Source organism: Bradyrhizobium sp. (genome assembly GCF_035570375.1).
Lineage (GTDB): Bacteria > Pseudomonadota > Alphaproteobacteria > Rhizobiales > Xanthobacteraceae > Bradyrhizobium.
The window spans coordinates 1-18,585 of record NZ_DATMLW010000008.1; the positions used below are offsets into that span (position 1 = coordinate 1).

The following is an 18,585-nucleotide window of genomic DNA, read 5'->3' on the forward strand; positions in this document are numbered from 1 at the left end:
GGCCTCTTTGACGAGAGAGCACTCGCTTTCGATGAGGCGGCCGCCTCGGCTTATGCCTCGGTCATAAGCCGCGCGGGAGCGTTGGGGCGGCCGATCGGCGTGGCCGACGGACAAATCGCAGCGATCGCGATAACACATGGATTGACGGTGGCGACGCGCGATACGGCACCGTTCGAAGCGGCTGGCCTACCGGTGATCAATCCCTGGCACGACGGTGATTGACCTTCCTCGTCTGGGCGTGGCGTACGAGGCGACGTTGCCCACGATGAAACTGTGCCACCGGAGCCAAACCGAAGAATCCTACCTCGCGAATTTCTTGTATTTCAGACGGTGCGGAATGATGCTGTCGGTGCCGAGGCGGCGCATCTTGTCTTTTTCATAATCCTGGAAGTTGCCTTCGAACCATTCGACATGGCTGTCGCCCTCGAAGGCCAGCATGTGGGTGGCGATGCGATCGAGGAACCAGCGGTCGTGGCTGATAATCACGGCGCAGCCGGCAAAATCCTCCAGCGCCTCCTCCAGCGCGCGCAGCGTATCGACGTCGAGATCGTTGGTCGGCTCGTCGAGCAGAAGCACGTTGGCGCCGGATTTGAGCATCTTGGCCAGATGCACGCGGTTGCGTTCGCCGCCCGACAGCGAGCCGACCTTCTTCTGCTGGTCGGCGCCCTTGAAATTGAACGAGGAGCAATAGCCGCGCGAATTGACCTCGCGTTTTCCGAGCAGGATCAGTTCATTGCCGCCGGAAATCTCCTCCCACACCGTCTTGCTGCCGTCGAGGCTGTCGCGCGACTGGTCGACATAGCCAAGATGCACGCTTTCGCCGGTCGTGATCGTGCCCTTGTCCGGCTTTTCCTGGGAGGTGATCATCCGGAACAAGGTGGTCTTGCCGGCGCCGTTCGGCCCGATCACGCCGACGATGCCGCCCGGCGGCAGCTTGAAGGTGAGATCGTCGATCAGCAGGCGATCGCCATATCCCTTGGTGAGCCCCTCGAAATCGATCACGTTCTGACCGAGCCGCTCGGCCACGGGAATGGTGATCTGCGCGGTCTGCACCTGCTTTTCGCCCGCCTTCTTCAACAGCTCTTCATAGCGCTGATAGCGCGCCTTGGATTTGGCCTGGCGCGCCTTCGGCGAGGCCGCGATCCATTCCTGCTCGCGGGCGAGCGTGCGTTGATGCGCGGCTTCCTCGCGGCCCTCCTGCTCGAGCCGCTTCTGCTTCTGTACCAGCCAGGAAGAGTAGTTGCCCTCATAGGGAATGCCCCGGCCGCGGTCGAGTTCGAGGATCCAGCCCGTCACGTTGTCGAGGAAGTAACGGTCGTGGGTGACGATCAGGATGGCGCCGGGATAGTTGCGCAAATGGCCTTCGAGCCAGGACACCGATTCCGCATCGAGATGGTTGGTCGGCTCGTCGAGCAGCAACAGGTCGGGCTGGTCGAGCAACAGCCGGCACAGCGCGACGCGGCGGCGCTCGCCGCCGGAGAGCTTGGTGACGTCGGCCTCGTCTGGCGGACAGCGCAAGGCGTCCATCGCCTGATCGACCTTGCTGTCGAGATCCCACAGGCCTGCAGCCTCGATCTCGTCCTGGAGGCGGGTCATCTCGTCTGCGGTTTCGTCGGAATAATTGACCGCGAGCTCGTTATAGCGGTCGAGGATCGCCTTCTGCTTGGCGACCCCCAACATGACGTTTTCGCGGACGTTCCTGGCCGGATCGAGCTGCGGTTCCTGTTCGAGATAGCCGACCCGCGCGCCCTCGGCGACCCAGGCCTCGCCGGTATATTCCTTGTCGATCCCCGCCATGATTCGCAAAAGCGTCGATTTGCCGGAGCCGTTGACGCCGAGCACGCCGATCTTGGCATCCGGATAGAACGAAAGGTGGATGTTATCGAGGACCTTGCGGTTGCCCGGGTAGGTCTTTGACAGGCCTTGCATGAAATAGACGAACTGACGGGCCATCACGATCCCTGAAAGGTGAACGATTTGAGGAGATTTTTTCTGGCGCTGATGTAGCGGCGCAACCTTTAAAGGGCAACCGCGGGCTAAGCGTTTTCCGTCCGTTCACCACTTTTGGCGGGAATAGAAACAATTGAAACCGAGTTTTAACAATTGACGGCTGAAACTCCCCACCAGCGTCGAAAAGAACGCTTCGCGCGACAGAAGTCGCCGGAAGAAGACAGGATTCGTCATGGCGAGCATCACCTCGGACTCCCTGCCCTCCCCGACCCGCAGCAGTGGCCGGGCGGGCCATTTTGCCGAATTCCGAGCATTCTGGCGCCAGTTCTTCGCCAAAGCCTTCAATCCCTACCGCCCGGAACTGTATTATATGCGCGGACCAGGCCCCGCCTGCCGCGCCAAGCAGGCAGCCTCCCGCCGGCGCGCCAGCTGAATTCCTCGACCCGTGTCCTTCGGGGGCGCGAGCAGAAGCTCGCACCGCAATCTCGAGATTCCGGATCGGCAGGGGCGCGCGGACCGTCCGGCATGACAACAGTTCCTAGCGGCCGTCCTGCCTTTTTGATGGTTCCGGCGGCTTGCCTGAAAAGGCGCGGCGGGCGACGATAGGCATCGTCGAGCCGGCACGGATGCCGCGCCCTCACATTTTCCATGAACGGATCCTTTCATGACGCGGCTGCGCTGTGCAATTCTCGATGACTATCTCAACCTCGCTCTCAGCGTCGCGGACTGGTCGAAAATCGACGATCGCGTCGATATCACCGTCTTCAACCAGCCCTTTGCCTCGAGCGAGGCGGCGGCGAGCGCGTTGAAGGATTTCGAGATCATCTGCGCGATGCGCGAGCGCACGCCGTTTCCCCGCGCGATGTTTGCAAGCCTGCCCGGGCTGAAACTCCTGATCACCTCGGGCATGCGCAACAATTCGATCGACATGCAAGCCGCGAAGGAAAGACAGGTGACAGTGTGCGGAACCCACTGGCCCCGCGATCCGACCGCGCCACTGACCATGGGCCTGATCCTGGAACTGACCCGCAACATCGGCCGCGAGAACGCGCGCATGCATGCCGGCGAATACTTGCAGAAACACGTCGGCATCGAGATCGAGGGCAAGACGCTCGGCGTGGTCGGGCTCGGCAAGCTGGGGGCCAAGGTATCGGGACTGGCGAAGGCATTCGGCATGAACGTGATCGCCTGGAGCCCGAACCTGACCCCAGAACGATGCAAGGAGGTCGGCGTCGGTTACGCCACGAGGGAAGAATTATTCGCAACCTCCGACATCATCACCATCCACGTGGTGCTAAGCGACCGTTCGCGGGGTCTCGTCGGCGCTGCCGATCTCGCCCGCATGAAGCCGACCAGCTATCTCGTCAACACGGCGCGCGGACCGATCGTCGATGAAAAGGCACTGCTGGAAACGCTGAAAGCGCGCAAGATCGCAGGCGCTGCGGTGGACGTGTTCTCGGTCGAGCCGCTTCCCCTCGATCATCCCTTCCGCAAGCTCGACAATCTCGTGCTGACGCCGCATCTCGGCTACGTCACCAAGGAAACCTTTGTCGCACACTACAACCAGATGGTCGAAGGCATCGACGCCTGGTTCAAGGGCGAGCCGGTGCGAAGGCTGGCGTAGAGGGCGGCCTCATGGTTCGAGACTGCGCGGCCATGTTGCGACCTCGCTCCCGCTCGGGCTGCTTGGGTGCCCGCGCCTCCTCACCATGAAGGTCTCGCTCTGGACGCTTGGTAACGCCCTCGCCCTGAGGAGACGCGCACTTGCGCGTCTCAAAGGACGAACAGCAACAAAAAGGCCCCCCGCGGAGTGCCTTTTGCAAGGTTGGACCCAACTTCGCGGTACGATCAGGCCGTCTTGGGCGTAAACCTCTTAACGGGGAGCGAAAACGTCTGGTGGCCGGACTGAAACGTCACCTTGCCGTTCGTTCCATCGATATTGGTGAATGCCACCTTGCCGAAGAGAACGGCGTTCTGATTCACGTCGCCGACTCCCTTCCCGCTGTTGCCGTCGATAGTGAATTTGACCTGCGCATCCCGTCCGTCGATCGAGACGACCGTAAAGGAAACGCTGTGATCGGCGTCCGCGCCCGTAAAGCTGCCGATCAGCGGGTTCTGGTCCGAGGCAGGGGTGGGAGCCTTGGCGAGGACCGCGGTCTGCGTCCCCGATTGGGAAATCTGCCCTGGTGCCTGAAACGAAAACTCGAACGCGGCTTGTTTCCCGTCGCGGGTGGCGATCGTCACATTACCGAAGGTGATGAAATTCTGGCTGACGGTACCGGTGCCGCGTTCGGTATGGCCGTTGTGCGTATATTCGACCTGCGCCGTGCTGCCATTGATGCTGACGACCTTGACTTCAACGGCCCCATGAGTTTTCGAGATCGAGCCTTTCCAGTCACCTAAAAGATTGCTCTGGTGATAGACCCTCTCATTGACGGGCGTAATTCGACTGGTGCTCTGGGTCGCAGCGATTGCACTCACCGCCAGCTCTTTTTCAAAGTACGCGCATTACGGTTCCGCGATCTGCGGCGGAATCAGACAATCCGACTTCTATGAACGAACAATTAACTACACCTTGCAAAACGAGATCAAACGATTGCGAGCGCAACAAAAAAGGCGCGCCGCGGCGCGCCCTTTTGCGAATGTCAAATCCAGCCCACTATCGAATCGTCACCGGCGGCGGCAGCGGCGGCACCACGGTCGGTTGCGTGCCCGGAACGTTCGAGGGAGGCAGCGGCGCCGCCGCATGCGTTGTCGCATTGGCTGCCGCGCCCGGCGGGGGCAGCGGCGCTGCCGAAGCGGTGGTGGTCGATCCTGCCGGCGGGCTGCCGGGCCATACGACCACGCGGGTGCCGATCTTGACGCGATCAAAGAGATCGCTGACGTCTTCGTTCAGCATGCCGATGCAGCCCGAAGAGACGAACTTGCCGATCGTCGACGGCTGATTGGTGCCGTGGATACGGTAGACCGTATTGCCGAGATACATCGCACGCGCGCCCAGCGGGTTGCCGGGACCGCCGGCCATGAAGCGCGGCAGATAGGGCTGGCGATCGATCATCTCCGACGGCGGATGCCAATCCGGCCACTCGGCCTTGCGGGAGATCTTCTGCACGCCGGCCCAGGTGAAACCGTCGCGGCCGACGCGCACCCCGTAGCGGACAGCGCGACCATTGCCGAGCACGTAATAAAGATAGGTGTGCGGCGTATCGACAATCAGCGTTCCCGCAGGCTCCTTGGTGGCGAAATTGACTTCCTGACGGCGCAGGTTTGGCGGCAAGTTCGCCGGTGCCGCATCCGGCTGTTCCTCCGGCGGCAATGCCGAAAGCACCATCGGCCGTCCGTCAGCGCCTGGCGGTTGCGCAGGCTGCGGGGGCAGCGCTCCCTGCTGCACCATTCCCGGCTGCACGGTTCCAGTGACGCCCGGGGCGGCCCCGATGGCCGCGGGCGGACGAAGCGCCGGGTCCTCACCCGGATAGACCATGCCCGGTCCCTGCGGTGGCGCTCCGGGCGGGCGGTCCGCGTAGATCACCGGCGGCGGATCGCGGCGGCCATAACGCGGATCATCCGGCGAGAGGATCGGCCCGGTATATACCGGTGGCATATTGGCCGGATGGGCGTAGCGGGGGTCGTCAGGCGAAAGGATCGGACCCGAAGGCACCGGCGGCGCGCCGACCGGGCGGCCGTAGCGGGGATCATCGGGCGAAAGGATCGGGCCGCGCTCGGAATAAACCGGCGGCGCCCCGGCGGGCCGGCCATAACGGGGGTCATCCGGCGAAAGGATCGGACCCGGCGGCGGCAGAGCGCCCGGACCGTATCCAATTGGCCCTTCGTCCTCGTCCACGAGGTCGAATTCCATCGGGCGCGGTGCACGGTAATCGGTCGGATAGCCGGCCGGCGGGCGTGGCGCATAGACCGCCCCCGGTGGGACCGGGTATCCCTGTTGCGCCGACGCAGGCTGGGTTCCCGCCGCTCCTGCCGCCAAAGCGGCGGAAACAGCGACACAAATCGTCAGAATCCGTTTAGTCATCATTACTCTTGTATAGCCCCAAGCCGACACCGGACCGTTAACGGCTGATGACCGAAGATAGCGGCGCATTCAAGACAAATCCCGGCGATTGCGCCGGCTTCGGCCATTTTGTGAAGGCGCGTGAGAGCTCAGGGAAACCGGTCCTTCTGCCAAGGAAAGATCAGCCGAAAGCGTTCTTTGCAAGCGTAGCCGATGCGTCAAGAAGCCTCGCCCCCGAGATATCGCTAGCCGTGACGGCCTTTCGAAACGCCGAAGTGCGATCCGCTCGATCGCCCGCGAGACTCGAAGATCGCACCGGCGAGGTGAACAGTGGGCCTCGAGCCACGACGTTCGATATTTAACGAGCGTCTGGAATCGTTTTCGGTATTCTTCAATGAAGCCTGATTCGCTGCGCCGCGTGCCCGCTGCGTCCGCGAACGCGGCCAGTTCAATCACCGCGTTCCCGATGCCTCCACGGCCTTTGCAGATTGCTGACCAAGGCAGAACGCTTCAAGTCCATGCTCCCCGGCTTCCGCTTCCTGTTTGCGGCGATCATGTTGTCGATGTCGCTCCTGATCTTCGCCTTGGGCGCGGCGGCGTTGTTGCGCTCGGCCCACGAGGAATTTGCCTCCAACCCGTCGTGGCGGGCGACTCCGGAAGTAACCTTTGCGCAATCGGGCGACGCGCCGCCGGTACTGGCGGCGCTGAGGGTCGAGGAACTGCCGGCCGCGGAGAAATCGCAAAACGCGCCTGCCAGTGCCGCACCGGCGGAGGAAACGGCCGCAGGTGCGGCGCCGGCGGGCGCCCCTGAAGAGATCGCCGCATCAAAACCTGAAGAATCCCTGCCGCGTGAAGCTGAAAAAACGCAAACCGCGAACACCGAAGGTCCAGCGGGCGAGAATATCGCCGCGACCGAGGCCGCACCGGCGTCTACCGAAAAGCCTGCAGCCACAGAGCCCGTCGAGGCCGTCGCAACAAGGCTGACAGCGGCCGCAACGATCGACACTCCGCCCCGCGACGATCCGCCGGCTGCGGCGCGAGGCGATCTGATCGCCGCGCAGCTTGAATTGATCGACACCGGCGCCGCGGCGAAGATCGCTACGCTGGGCGGGCCGCCGGTCGACATCGAGGAGACCCCACCCAAGGCCAACGCCGCCACCAAGGCTGATCCATCACAAACCAATCAGGATGCGGCCAAGAAACGAGCCGAGGCGAAGCGCGCTGCAAACCGTCGCCAAATCGCGGCTGCGCGCGCCAAGCTGGCGGCACAACAGGCGCTGCAGCCCTTTCCAATCGATCCGATCTTCCGGCAGCCGGCGCAGGGCGCTCGCGCGCGCTAGTTAACCAGTTAAAGAGGATCAGCCCGGACCGGTCGCGATTGGCGGCCCGTCCGCGACGCCCCATTCCGACCACGAGCCGTCGTAAAGCGCCGTACCGCGCACCCCCAATCTGTAAAGCGCCAATGTCAACACGGCCGCCGAAACGCCCGACCCGCAACTCGTCACGATGGGCGCATCAAGCTTGACACCCGCCTCCGAGAACGCGGAGCGCAATTCCTCCAATGGCTTCATCGTGCCGGACGCCGCGTCGAACAGTCTATTGTAGGGAACATTGCGACTGCCGGGAATGTGTCCCGCCCTCAAGCCCGGGCGCGGCTCCGCCACACGGCCCTCGAAGCGATCGGTTGCGCGCGCGTCGATCACCTGCTCGGCCCTGCTTGCGACATTGGCGACCATCTCACCCATGGTGCGAACGCGCTTGGCGTCGAACGTGGCCCTGAAGGTGGCGGGCTTCGGCGACACCGCGCCGCTCTCGGTCGCTCGCCCCTCGGCGACCCACTTCTTCAAGCCGCCGTCGAGCACGCGGACCTTGTCGTGGCCGTAGGCGAGGAACATCCACCAGGCGCGCGGGCCGGCGACCCAGCCGCCGGCATCATAAATCACGACCGTATCGCCGTCGCCGATGCCTAGAGCGCCGACATCGCGGCCAAACTGCTCCGCGCTCGGAAACATGTGCGGCAGCGGGTTGTCATGGTCCGATACGTCATCGACGTCGAAGAACGCCGCGCCTGGAATATGCGCCGCGAGATAATCGTCCTTCGGCAGCGGAGTCACGCCGGGCATCTTGAAAGATGCGTCGATGATCTTGACCTTGGGATCATCGAGATGGGCGGCGAGCCATTCGGTGGAGATGAGGGGATCATCGGATGGTGTTGTCATGTACGAAAAATCTCCAGTATCACTCGATCGTCGTGGCCGGACTTGATCCGGCCATCCATCTTTCTTCAAAGGATGGACACGCGGGTCAAGCCCGCGTGTGACGATGTCAGGTTTTCTTCTTCGGTTCATATCCCTCGGTCGGACCGCCGGCCTCGCGCCAGGCGGCAAATCCGCCGGCGATATGCGCCACCGGCTTCAACCCCATGTCCTGCGCGGTCTTTGCCGCGAGAGCCGAGCGCATGCCGCCGGCACAATGGAAGACGAACTTCTTGTCCTGCTGGAAGATCGGTTTGGCATACGGGCTTGCCGGATCGATCCAGAATTCGAGCATGCCGCGGGTGCAGGAGAAGGCGCCCGGTATGCGGCCGTCGCGTTCGATCTCTCTGGGATCGCGGATGTCGACGATGACGATGTCGCCGCTCTGCGAGGCCTTGATGGCCTCGACCGCACTCAGCGTCTCGATCTCTGCATTGGCCTCTTCAAGCAGCGCCTTGATTCCGCGATGGATGTTCTGGGGCATGGGACTCCTATTTTGTTTTCCACCGTCATTCCGGGATGGTCCGAAGGACCAGACCCGGAATCTCGAGGTTCCGGGTTCGCCCTAAGGGCGCCCCGGAACGACGTTGCCGGCTACCGCACCAGCTCCTTCATTGCACCTTCCAGGCCTTCGATCGTGATCGGATACATGCGGTTGGAAAAGATCCGTCGGATGATGGTAGTCGATTCCGAATAGTCCCAGTGCCGCTGCGACACCGGATTGAGCCACACCGCATGCGGATAGGTGGCCGTGATGCGTTCGAGCCAGACCGAGCCCGCCTCCTCGTTGACGTGCTCGACCGAGCCCCCGGGGACCATGATTTCGTAAGGCGACATCGAGGCGTCGCCGACGAACACCACCTTGTAGTCGTGCGGGTATTTGTGCAGCACGTCCCAGGTCGGCGTGCGGTCGGTGAAGCGGCGGCGGTTCTGCTTCCAGACGCCTTCATAGAGGCAGTTGTGGAAGTAGAAATATTCCATGTGCTTGAATTCGCTTTTGGCTGCCGAGAACAATTCCTCGACCTGCTCGATATGGGAATCCATCGAGCCGCCGATGTCGAAGAACACCAAAACCTTCACCGCGTTGCGCCGCTCGGGGCGCATGTGCACGTCGAGATAGCCGTGGTTGGCGGTTTCCCGGATGGTGGTGTCGAGGTCGAGTTCGTCCGGCGCGCCGGTGCGCGCAAACTTGCGCAGGCGCCGCAGCGCGATCTTGATGTTGCGGATGCCGAGCTCGACATTGCCGTCGAGATCCTTGAATTCGCGGCGATCCCACACCTTCACGGCGCGGAAATTGCGGTTCTTCTCCTGGCCGATGCGGATGCCTTCGGGATTATAGCCATGGGCGCCGAACGGCGAGGTACCGGCGGTGCCGATCCATTTGTTGCCGCCCTGGTGGCGGCCCTTCTGTTCGGCGAGCCGCTTGCGAAGCGTCTCCATGAGCTTGTCCCAGCCCATCGCCTCGATCTGCTTCCTTTCTTCCTCGGTAAGGTACTTCTCCGCGAGCTTCTTCAGCCATTCGGCCGGAATGTCGGCCTTCTCCATGGCCCCGAGCAGGTTCTCCAGCCCCTTGAACACGGTGCCGAACACGCGATCGAACTTGTCGAGGTTGCGCTCGTCCTTCACGAGCGCCGCGCGCGAAAGGTAATAGAAATTCTCGACCGTCTGATCGGCGAGATCGGCATCGACGGCCTCGAGCAGCGTCAGATATTCGCGCAAGGTCACCGGGACCTGGGCCTCGCGCAGGGAAGTGAAGAATTGCAGGAACATGGTTCACAAATCGCGCCCCGGCCGCTCTTCGTCAAGGGCGGACAGCGCGGATCAGGTCACTGTATTTCGGCTGCCATCAGCCCCTTCACCAAGGTAGACCGGAGGCGTTTTTCGACTAGAATTGGACGGTCAATTTTCACGAAAGGGGGCTGCATTCATGGGTATTTTGGCTGCACTCATCATCGGTGCGATCGCCGGCTGGCTCGCCGGCCTGATCGTCCGTGGCGCAGGTTTTGGGCTGATCGGAAACATCGTGGTCGGCATCATCGGCGCGCTGGTCGCCGGTTTCGTCCTGCCGCGACTGGGCGTGGTGCTGGCGGGCGGTGTCGCGGGCCAGGTCATCGATGCCACCATCGGCGCGGTTATTGTGCTGGTAATACTCTCGTTTATAAAACGCGCGTGACCATATTGATGCGGATAACGACCGCCGATCAGGCGGTCGTTTCCTGTTCGCTTCCCTGAAAAGACAGCAAGGCAATGGCAGAATGAAATTCACCGGTACCAAGGATTATGTCGCCACCGAGGACCTCAAGGTCGCGGTGAACGCGTCGATCGTGCTCGAGCGGCCATTATTGATCAAGGGCGAGCCGGGCACCGGCAAGACCGTGCTCGCCGAGGAAGTCGCGAAGGCGATCGGCGCGCCGCTTTTGACCTGGCACATCAAATCCACCACCAAGGCCCAGCAGGGACTTTACGAATACGACGCGGTGTCGCGCCTGCGCGACAGCCAGCTCGGCGATGCGCGCGTCTCCGACATCGGCAACTACATCAAGCGCGGAAAATTGTGGGATGCTTTCACGAGCGAAAAGCGCCCGGTGCTCCTGATCGACGAGATCGACAAGGCCGACATCGAGTTTCCCAACGATCTCTTGCTCGAACTCGATCGCATGGAGTTCTTCGTTTACGAGACCGGCGAGAACATCAAGGCAAAGCTGCGGCCGATCGTGATGATCACGTCCAACAACGAGAAGGAATTGCCCGACGCTTTCCTGCGCCGTTGCTTCTTCCACTACATCAAATTCCCCGACGTCGAGACCATGGGACGGATCGTCGACGTGCATTTTCCTGATATCAAGAAGCGCCTGGTGGAAGAGGCGTTGCGGATTTTCTTCGAGGTGCGCGAGGTTCCGGGATTGAAGAAGAAGCCTTCGACCTCGGAGCTTCTCGACTGGTTGAAACTTCTCCTCAATGAGGACATCACGCCGGAAATGCTCAGGGAGCGTGATCCGCGCAAGCTGATCCCGCCGCTGCACGGCGCGCTGCTCAAGAACGAGCAGGACGTGCATCTGTTCGAGCGGCTGGCGTTCTTGAGCCGACGCGAGGTGTGAGGGTGCTGCTGCGTCATCCCTCGTCGTCGTCCCGCGAACGCGGGGACCCATACGCCGTACCCCTTGTTTTGAGAGATGCTGTCAAACGGCTTTCGCCAGACCACTAATCCCTGTGGTTATGGGTCCCTGCTTTCGCAGGGACGACCTATTGTCTTTGTGCGTCCGCTCCCGATTCAGCTCGTAGGATGGTGACGTCCCAACACACGCCCGCGCATTCCGCGACGCAAATTCCGCCCGGGTTATGGCGAAAACATTCGCCACTCCAATCGGAGGGCGCAGGGAATGCCGGACGCTCCGATAGCGCCCGCAGCCTCGCATGCAAAATAAAATGAGCATACGAGTGTAGTCACCACGGTCACACCGGAAACACCCGGCACTCCCGCGCAATGGTTTTAACGGCTTATAGCGCGCTCTCCCCGGTGACCGGGCTTTCTTGCCACCGTCGCGCGCGGATCATCTCCGCGAACTTGACGCCAGCGTCGGGGCGTCTAGTGCCCGCTTTCCGAAGTTCGTGCACCCTTGCGGCTCCTCCCTTCACGAACTTCGGAAAGCAAAGGGCACTAGCAAATTCAAAAAATTCCAGTGCCGCTTTCGATTTGACGTTCCTGGTACGGACTCGCGGCAAACTCTGCAGGAACTTCAAATCGGCGACACGGGCACCACACGACTTCGCCGTCCGCCTCAAGCGCTATTCGTCAAAAGCGCCGCAGCGTCCACCGCATCCCGCACCCAACGTTCGTGACGATCGCGAAACGCCCCTCTGATCGAGGCGGGACAGCGGGAAAATGCTTTTGATTTGGGCGCGAGATCAAGCGCGTCGGCTTGCGGCAGATTGACACGACGGGCAAATCAGCGGAGGCGCGGGCGGCACATGGAATGCAGGCTGTCAAGGGCTAAGCGCGAACCCGTAAATTCGGCGGTAGGCGATGGATATTCACGATCGTGTGCCAGACTCAAATCGGACATCCCGAGGTCCGCTCAGGGGCCAAATGCAGTCATTCGCAAAGCCGAGCGCGCTGGGCCTATCGCAGTCCCGCCTTGCGGAAGCCTTCGAGGAATTTTGCCATCGGTCCCGGCGTGTAAGGGACGTTGCGCTCGATCCAGGCAATTGAATTCTCAGGATGCAATTCTTGTAGTCGCGCGAGAGCTGAGCGAGCATCATCAATTTGGCCCGCCTGGGCCAGGCTAGCGACGTAAATTCGATGACCGTTGGTCAACTCGAATCGCTGTTGAATGGCTTTACGGCCGAAGCCGATGGCTTCCGCGTAGCGGCCCGCCTGATAATGAGCAGCAGCGAGGGCCGCTTTGAGCAACGCATTCTGCGGATCGTGCGGGCTCATTCGGATGGCTTGCTCAATGTGGTCAATGGCCTGATCGGATCGACCGTCAAAGGCGAGCGCGCAGCCGAGAAAGCCGTGCGCGGCCGCGAAGTTTGGATTGAGATCGAGTGCGCGCTGAAATTCCTCGGCCGCCTCGTCGGTACGCCGCCTGGTGAAGGCCACGAAGCCCAGGGCAAGATGCGCCCACGGATCGCTGTCGTCCAGTTCCACCGCCCGCGCCGCGAGGTTCGCAGCCTGCGTGACTTGTGGCTCCATCATGTGCCACCCGCCTTGACGTGACACCAACAGTACAAAGGCCAGCATGCTGTGAGCCGGCGCGTAGAACGGGTGTTGTTGAACGACCTGCTCAAGTAGCGCGATTGCAGCTTGGCTCTCGTCCTTGGTTAGTCGCCAGAACAGAGAGTTGGCTCGGATCAGCATGTCCCAGGCATCGAGGTCTTCCGGCGAGCGGTTTTGTGAACGGAGGCCTTCGGCCTCCAGCAACTTAGGCTCAATTGCGGCCACAACCTTCTTGGTGATTTCGTCCTGGAGCGCAAAAATGTCAGTCAGGTCGCGATCGTAGTGATCGGCCCAGAGGTGCTTGCCGGTCGCGGCGTCGATCAGGTCGGCGGTGACGCGCACGCGGCTGCCGCCCTTGCGGACGCTCCCCTCCAAGACGTAGCGCACCCCGAGTTCGTGCCCGACCCGGCGTATGTCAACAACCTTACCCTTGTACGTGAACGACGAATTGCGTGCGATCACAAAAAACCAGCGCAATTTGGATAAGCCGGTGATGATGTCTTCGGAAATGCCGTCGGCGAAATAATCCTGCTCCGTATCGCCGCTCATGTTGACGAAGGGAAGGACGGCGATCGAGGGTCTATCCGGCAGCGGCAACGCGAACCTTGGTTGTTTCGCCGCAACACCTGTCGTCGCTGCTCCAGGCTTGTGCTCTTCGCGCACGGTGCCCACAAAGCGAATGCCCTTGCGTAAAACGGTGCGGATCAATCGCTGATCTTCACCATTGTCGCCGATGGCATTTCGGGCCGCATTGATGCGGCTTGCCAGCGTTGATTCCGAAACGATCCGCCCGTTCCAAACCGCCGCCAGCATGTCGTCCCGGCTCACCATCCGATCGCGGTTTCGAATCAGGAACTCCAACAAGTCGAAGACCTGGGGCTCGACAGAGCGCAACTCCCCATCGTGGCGCAACTCGCGTCGATCCGTGTCAATTGAACAATGATCAAATGAAAACAGCAGCTTAGATGCCCCACTGATTGTCAGGTCGGCGAGTGCCTGCGGCAATATAATATAGCAAAATCAAGCCGGGCTGAATGCAAATGAATGCCGCCTAAAGGCGGCCTCAAAGCACACCGAGCGTCCTGGCATCATATTCGTGGCTACCTGCATCGTGGCGCAGCGAGGGGAGGGCTACATTATGAGCATCGCGGAACACGTTTCATTTACTGAATCGACGAGCAACACGACCGAAATAAAGCGCGTCGTTGTGTCAAGTGTCATCGGCACGGCGGTCGAGTGGTACGACTTTCTGGTCTACGGCACGGCAACCGCTCTCGTCTTCAACAAGCTGTTTTTTCCAATGTCCGATCCGGCACTGGGTATCATTGCCGCTTTCGGCACCTACGCCGTCGGCTTTCTGGCCCGGCCTTTGGGCGCCGCTATCTTTGGACATTTTGGCGACCGGGTCGGCCGCAAGGCGATGCTGGCGATGACCATTATCATCATGGGGCTTGGTACGTTTCTGATCGGCCTCCTTCCCACTTACGACCAGATCGGCATCGCCGCACCTGTCCTGCTTGTCTTTCTGCGCCTGCTTCAGGGAATAGGCCTTGGCGGCGAATGGGGTGGAGCTGTGCTGATGGTCGTCGAGAATGCGCCAGCCCGAAACCGCGGACTTCTCGGGTCGATGGTTCAGGTTGGTTGGCCGATCGGGAATCTCGCCGCAATCGGCATATTTGCGGCGCTCTCGCAGGTGCCCGATTCAGATTTTCTCGCCTGGGCTTGGCGCATTCCGTTCCTCATCAGCATCGTTCTGGTGGGCGTCGGCCTTTACATCCGCCTGCAACTCGAAGAGACACCCGTCTTCCGAGAGATCGAAGCCAAGAACGAGGTGGCCAAACTGCCGCTGGTCGAAATCCTGACCCGGCATCGTCGCTCGTTTTTCACGGCCGTCGGACTGAAGCTTTCGGAGGTCAGCTACGCGATTATCGTCGGCGTTTTTTCCATCAGTTATGTCACCGGCCATCTCGCCATGCCGCGGAGCGTGATCATCAATGCCATTCTTGTTTCTGCCGCCGTGGCACTCTTGATAATCCCGGTTTTCGGCTGGCTTTCCGACAGGATAGGCCGCAAGACGATGTTCTATTCGAGTTGTCTGTTCGCGATGGCCTTCGCCTTCCCGCTGTTCTGGCTGCTCGATACCAGGGATCCGCTGACCATTACGCTCACGGTCGTCGCGGCTATCAGCTTCGGGCAGATGGTGGGGTTCTCCGTCGGCGCGCCTTGGTATTCGGAACTGTTCGCGGCGCGGCTGCGCTACAGCGGCGCCTCGCTTGGCTTCCAAGTCGGCGCGGCCATAGGGGGTCTCACCCCGTTTGCAGCGGCGACCTTCATGGCATGGACCGGAGGCGCCTCCTGGCCGATCTCGATCTACCTGATCGTGGTCGCCTTCATCACCTTCATCGCCACGATGGCAGCGCCTGAAACGGCCGGCAAAGCATTGCGTTGACGAACAACTAGTGCTCCGATTCCGAAGTTCGTAAGCCTACGCGGCTCACTCCTGTACGAACTTCGGAATCGAAAGAGCACTAGCAAACTCATGATTCTAGTGCGGTTTTGCATTTGAAGTTCCTATGAAGGAGGTTCTGTGAAAACTGATAGGAACTTCAAATTCACCGCACTAGGCTCGATATTTTTACTCCGGCACTGGGGACCGTCGGCAAAGCTTCTAGTGCTCCGATTCCGAAGTTCGCAAACATTCGCGGCGACCACCGATGCGAACTTCGGAATCATAGGGAGCACTAGTAACCTAATGTCTTCTAGTGCGGTTTTTGAATTTGAAGTTCCTACGACGAGGTTGCAGCAAAACTGATAGGAACTTCAAATTCACAGCACTTGAGGGGCTCAGATGTTAAGCTATCTCTAACTAATGGCCGGAGGACAAATAAGTGCCGCCATTATCTTCGGTCACGCAGGTCGGACCCAATGAACTTGCGAGAGCCGCGGCGATAGATTTTGCTCGCCGTCTTGTCCGGCACTGGCAGGAGGCACTTGGGACTGAGTTACTCGGCGCTTACGCCATTGGCAGTGCAGCCCATGGGGGGTTCAACTTGCGCTATAGCGACCTCGATATCGCGCTCGTCACGGCGGCGGGACTGTCTCCACAAGCGCTCGATCGCTTGCGAAGCGAGGCCTTCGAGCTGTCTGTAGACTGGGGATCCAAGGTTTCGGTGTTCTGGACCAATCGTCACTTTTCTCTCGGTCGATTTCCGCCGCTGGATCGCATCGATTATCTCGATCACGCGGTCGTGCTGATGGAGCGCGAGTGCATTAAGCCGCCGCGGCCCACGCTGGAAGATATTCGACAATACCTGCGCGGCGCACCGTTTGCGAACTGGGCGGATGGTGCACGGAACTTCGCGGCAGCCGAAAGGCTTGAGCCGAAAGATCGCAAAGCATATCTGCGGACGCTGCTCTATCCTGGGCGTTTTTGCTACAGTTGGATGACTGGGCTCATGGCCTCGAACGATGACGCTGTGGCGTTTGTGAACGAAAGACCTCCGGCGCGGCTCACCGTCGGCTTGATCGCACGCGCGCTTGAGTGCCGCCAGACCGCTGCCGATCCGGATGCGCTGTTCTCCGCACGAAGGACGCTGTTGTCACAAATTGATGCGTGCGCTTCACTTTTCGCGGAAGGATACGATCTGCCGCGATAAGGCCGCACGCCTCGCAGTGGATTTTTCGTGGCGAACACCGACAGCGCGATTGCAGCAAGTCTTGCTTGTAAGCCGGGAACCGAATGTCGCCTTCGGGTCATTTGCGCCGTTTCGGCAGTCGGTCGACCGCTTCCGGTCTACCCCGATAAACAGACGTGGTCAGTGTCCATGGCTCTTAAAGCCGCCATCATAGCCGGCGATCGACCCGACCGCCGGTCACGATGACAGGCTCTTGCCGCGGATCAGATCACTTGCCCTGTCGGCGATCATCAGCGTGGAGGCGTTGAGGTTCGCCGAGATCATTCGCGGCATGATCGAAGCATCGATCACGCGCAGGCCTTGCATCCCATGGACGCGAAGCTGATCGTCGACCACCGCCCAGATGGAATCGGCCGGGCCCATCCGGCAGGTGCAGCCGGGATGGAATGTCGTGGTGCCGCGCCTGGTCGCCGCATCGAGGAATTCATCGTCGCTCTGCACATTGGGCCCGGGAAAGTCCTCGTGGTCATAATACGGCGCGAGCGGTGCGGACTTCAGAAGCCGCCGCGCCAGCTTCATGCCCGCGACCACGACGCGGCGGTCGAGTTCGGCGACGAGGTAATTGGTCTGGATGATCGGCGGCTCGAACGGATCGGCCGAGCGGACCCGGACATAGCCGCGGCTCTCGGGGCGCTGCTGCCAGGAGGCGACCGTCATGCCGGGTTCGTCTTCGAGCTGACCCTGGACGCCTTCCTTGTAGCTGGCGGGCGTGAAGGTCATTTGCAGGTCCGAGCTTTCGGTGGTCTCGCCGGAATGCCAGAAGCAGTAGACCATGGTCGGCGACAGCGAGAGCAGGCCGCGCCGGGTCGTCGCCCATTTGAGCGCCTCGACCCAGAGATGCCAGCCTTGCCGCAGCTGGTTGATGGTCTTGATGTTCTTGACCCGCGCCACCGTGCGCGGCGCGTAGTGATCCTGCAGCCCCTCGCCGACGCCCGGCAGCGCGTGGCGCACCTCGATGCCGTGCGAGCGTAGCAACTCCGGCGAACCGATCCCCGAAAGCTGCAACAGTTGCGGCGAATTGTAGCTGCCGCCCGAGAGGATCACTTCCTTGCTGGCGCGAACCTCCACCGGCGTGCCGCCCCTGCCGCCCTTGATGTAGCGCACGCCGACCGCGCGCTTGCCTTCAAGGATGATTTGCGTGGCGTGCGCATGCGTACGAACATGGACATTGCCGCGCTTGCGCGCGGGATGCAGGAAAGCCTTTGCTGCGCTGACGCGCAAGCCGTTCTGGATCGTGCGCTGGGCGTAAGAGACGCCTTCCTGGATTGCGCCGTTGTAATCGGGATTGCGCGGGATGCCGAGGCTGATGGCGCCCGCCATGAAGGCCTCGCACAGCGGATCCTTCCAGTCCATGGTGGTGACGGTGAGACTGCCCTCGCGCCCGCGATATTCGTCATCGCCCTCGCCGATGCGGCGCTCCAGTCGTTTGAAATAGGGCAGCACGTCCGAATAGCTCCAGCCGCGATTGCCGAGCTGTGCCCAGGTATCGAAATCCAGACGCTGGCCGCGATTGAAGATGTGGCCGTTGATCGAGGACGAGCCGCCGAGCGTCTTGCCGCGCGGCGCGTAGATGCTGCGGCCACCCGTCCAGGGGCCCACTTCCTGCTGATACGCCCAGTTGACGCTGCGCATATGGAAGGTCTTGATGAAGCCGGCGGGCAGATGAATGTAGGGATGCCAATCGCGCGGGCCCGCTTCCAGCACGCAGATGCTCACCGAAGGATCTTCGCTGAGCCGGTTGGCCAATACGCAGCCGGCAGAGCCTGCGCCAATAATTACATAATCGAAAGTATCCATGCTGTTCTTCTTTTAGCGCGCCAGGCGCGCCCGTGCCCCACCCTCCCCTGGAGGGGGAGGGTCGATTGCGAATGATAATGAGCAATCGGGGTGGGGTGACATTTTCTCCGAGGATCTCACCCCACCCCGTCTCGCATCCCGCTTCGCGCGATGCTCGCGACCTTC

At 61.3% G+C, this 18,585-nt stretch carries 16 protein-coding genes; 8 read left to right on the forward strand and 8 right to left on the reverse strand.

The features are described from left to right. The coding region (locus VNX23_RS00625; protein WP_325626928.1) for a PIN domain-containing protein at window positions 1–222 on the forward strand (222 nt) is incomplete at its 5' end. A 78-nt stretch (window positions 223–300) separates the two neighbouring features. Here VNX23_RS00625 and ettA read toward each other — a convergent pair. Then, window positions 301–1,953, reverse strand: coding sequence for an energy-dependent translational throttle protein EttA (gene ettA / locus VNX23_RS00630; protein ID WP_325626930.1), 1,653 nt, complete (start codon window positions 1,951–1,953; stop codon window positions 301–303). A 229-nt stretch (window positions 1,954–2,182) separates the two neighbouring features. Here ettA and VNX23_RS00635 point away from each other — a divergent pair, with 229 nt between their 5' ends. After that, the gene (locus VNX23_RS00635; protein WP_325626932.1) at window positions 2,183–2,383 is read left to right on the forward strand and encodes a hypothetical protein; all 201 of its coding nucleotides are present in this window, start codon (window positions 2,183–2,185) and stop codon (window positions 2,381–2,383) included. Window positions 2,384–2,614: 231 nt separating this feature from the next. Further along, complete coding sequence (locus VNX23_RS00640) at window positions 2,615–3,574, forward strand: D-2-hydroxyacid dehydrogenase family protein (protein ID WP_325626934.1); 960 nt, start codon at window positions 2,615–2,617, stop codon at window positions 3,572–3,574. 224 nt (window positions 3,575–3,798) lie between these two features. Here the strand turns inward: VNX23_RS00640 and VNX23_RS00645 are convergent, their stop codons facing one another. Both VNX23_RS00645 and VNX23_RS00650 read right to left on the reverse strand, forming a co-directional pair. Then, window positions 3,799–4,431, reverse strand: a complete 633-nt coding sequence (locus tag VNX23_RS00645; protein WP_325626936.1) for a hypothetical protein — start codon at window positions 4,429–4,431, stop codon at window positions 3,799–3,801. Between the two features lie 178 nt (window positions 4,432–4,609). Beyond that, window positions 4,610–5,980, reverse strand: coding sequence for a L,D-transpeptidase (locus tag VNX23_RS00650; protein ID WP_414642927.1), 1,371 nt, complete (start codon window positions 5,978–5,980; stop codon window positions 4,610–4,612). 494 nt (window positions 5,981–6,474) lie between these two features. On the opposite strand from VNX23_RS00650, the gene VNX23_RS00655 reads away from it, so the two are divergent. Beyond that, window positions 6,475–7,296 carry a hypothetical protein gene (locus VNX23_RS00655; protein ID WP_325626940.1) on the forward strand — a complete coding sequence of 274 codons (822 nt, stop codon included), beginning with the start codon at window positions 6,475–6,477 and terminating at the stop codon, window positions 7,294–7,296. 18 nt (window positions 7,297–7,314) lie between these two features. On the opposite strand, the gene sseA is transcribed toward VNX23_RS00655, so the two are convergent. The 3 genes from sseA to VNX23_RS00670 all read right to left on the reverse strand — a co-directional run bounded on the left by sseA (window position 7,315) and on the right by VNX23_RS00670 (window position 9,981). Beyond that, complete coding sequence (sseA, locus tag VNX23_RS00660; RefSeq protein WP_325626942.1) at window positions 7,315–8,175, reverse strand: 3-mercaptopyruvate sulfurtransferase; 861 nt, start codon at window positions 8,173–8,175, stop codon at window positions 7,315–7,317. A gap of 106 nt (window positions 8,176–8,281) precedes the next feature. Then, window positions 8,282–8,695 (reverse strand): rhodanese-like domain-containing protein, encoded by a 414-nt coding sequence (locus VNX23_RS00665; protein WP_325626944.1) that lies wholly within the window; start codon window positions 8,693–8,695, stop codon window positions 8,282–8,284. A 110-nt stretch (window positions 8,696–8,805) separates the two neighbouring features. Continuing rightward, window positions 8,806–9,981: a VWA domain-containing protein gene (locus tag VNX23_RS00670; protein WP_325626946.1), complete on the reverse strand. Its 1,176-nt coding sequence runs from the start codon at window positions 9,979–9,981 to the stop codon at window positions 8,806–8,808. Window positions 9,982–10,138: 157 nt separating this feature from the next. On the opposite strand from VNX23_RS00670, the gene VNX23_RS00675 reads away from it, so the two are divergent. Both VNX23_RS00675 and VNX23_RS00680 read left to right on the forward strand, forming a co-directional pair. Then, window positions 10,139–10,384: a GlsB/YeaQ/YmgE family stress response membrane protein gene (locus tag VNX23_RS00675; protein ID WP_325626948.1), complete on the forward strand. Its 246-nt coding sequence runs from the start codon at window positions 10,139–10,141 to the stop codon at window positions 10,382–10,384. An 82-nt stretch (window positions 10,385–10,466) separates the two neighbouring features. Then, entirely contained in the window at window positions 10,467–11,309 is an 843-nt protein-coding gene (locus tag VNX23_RS00680) for a MoxR family ATPase (protein WP_325626950.1), read from the forward strand. A 1,022-nt stretch (window positions 11,310–12,331) separates the two neighbouring features. Here VNX23_RS00680 and VNX23_RS00685 read toward each other — a convergent pair. Beyond that, window positions 12,332–13,933, reverse strand: a complete 1,602-nt coding sequence (locus VNX23_RS00685) for a winged helix-turn-helix domain-containing tetratricopeptide repeat protein (RefSeq protein WP_325626952.1) — start codon at window positions 13,931–13,933, stop codon at window positions 12,332–12,334. A gap of 133 nt (window positions 13,934–14,066) precedes the next feature. On the opposite strand from VNX23_RS00685, the gene VNX23_RS00690 reads away from it, so the two are divergent. Both VNX23_RS00690 and VNX23_RS00695 read left to right on the forward strand, forming a co-directional pair. Next, window positions 14,067–15,377, forward strand: coding sequence for an MFS transporter (locus VNX23_RS00690; protein ID WP_325626954.1), 1,311 nt, complete (start codon window positions 14,067–14,069; stop codon window positions 15,375–15,377). Between the two features lie 439 nt (window positions 15,378–15,816). After that, window positions 15,817–16,584, forward strand: coding sequence for a hypothetical protein (locus VNX23_RS00695; protein WP_325626956.1), 768 nt, complete (start codon window positions 15,817–15,819; stop codon window positions 16,582–16,584). Window positions 16,585–16,800: 216 nt separating this feature from the next. Here VNX23_RS00695 and VNX23_RS00700 read toward each other — a convergent pair whose 3' ends face one another. Next, a complete protein-coding gene (locus tag VNX23_RS00700; RefSeq protein ID WP_325626958.1) occupies window positions 16,801–18,420 on the reverse strand; it encodes a GMC family oxidoreductase in 1,620 nt (539 codons plus the stop codon). Window positions 18,421–18,585: the final 165 nt, after the last annotated feature.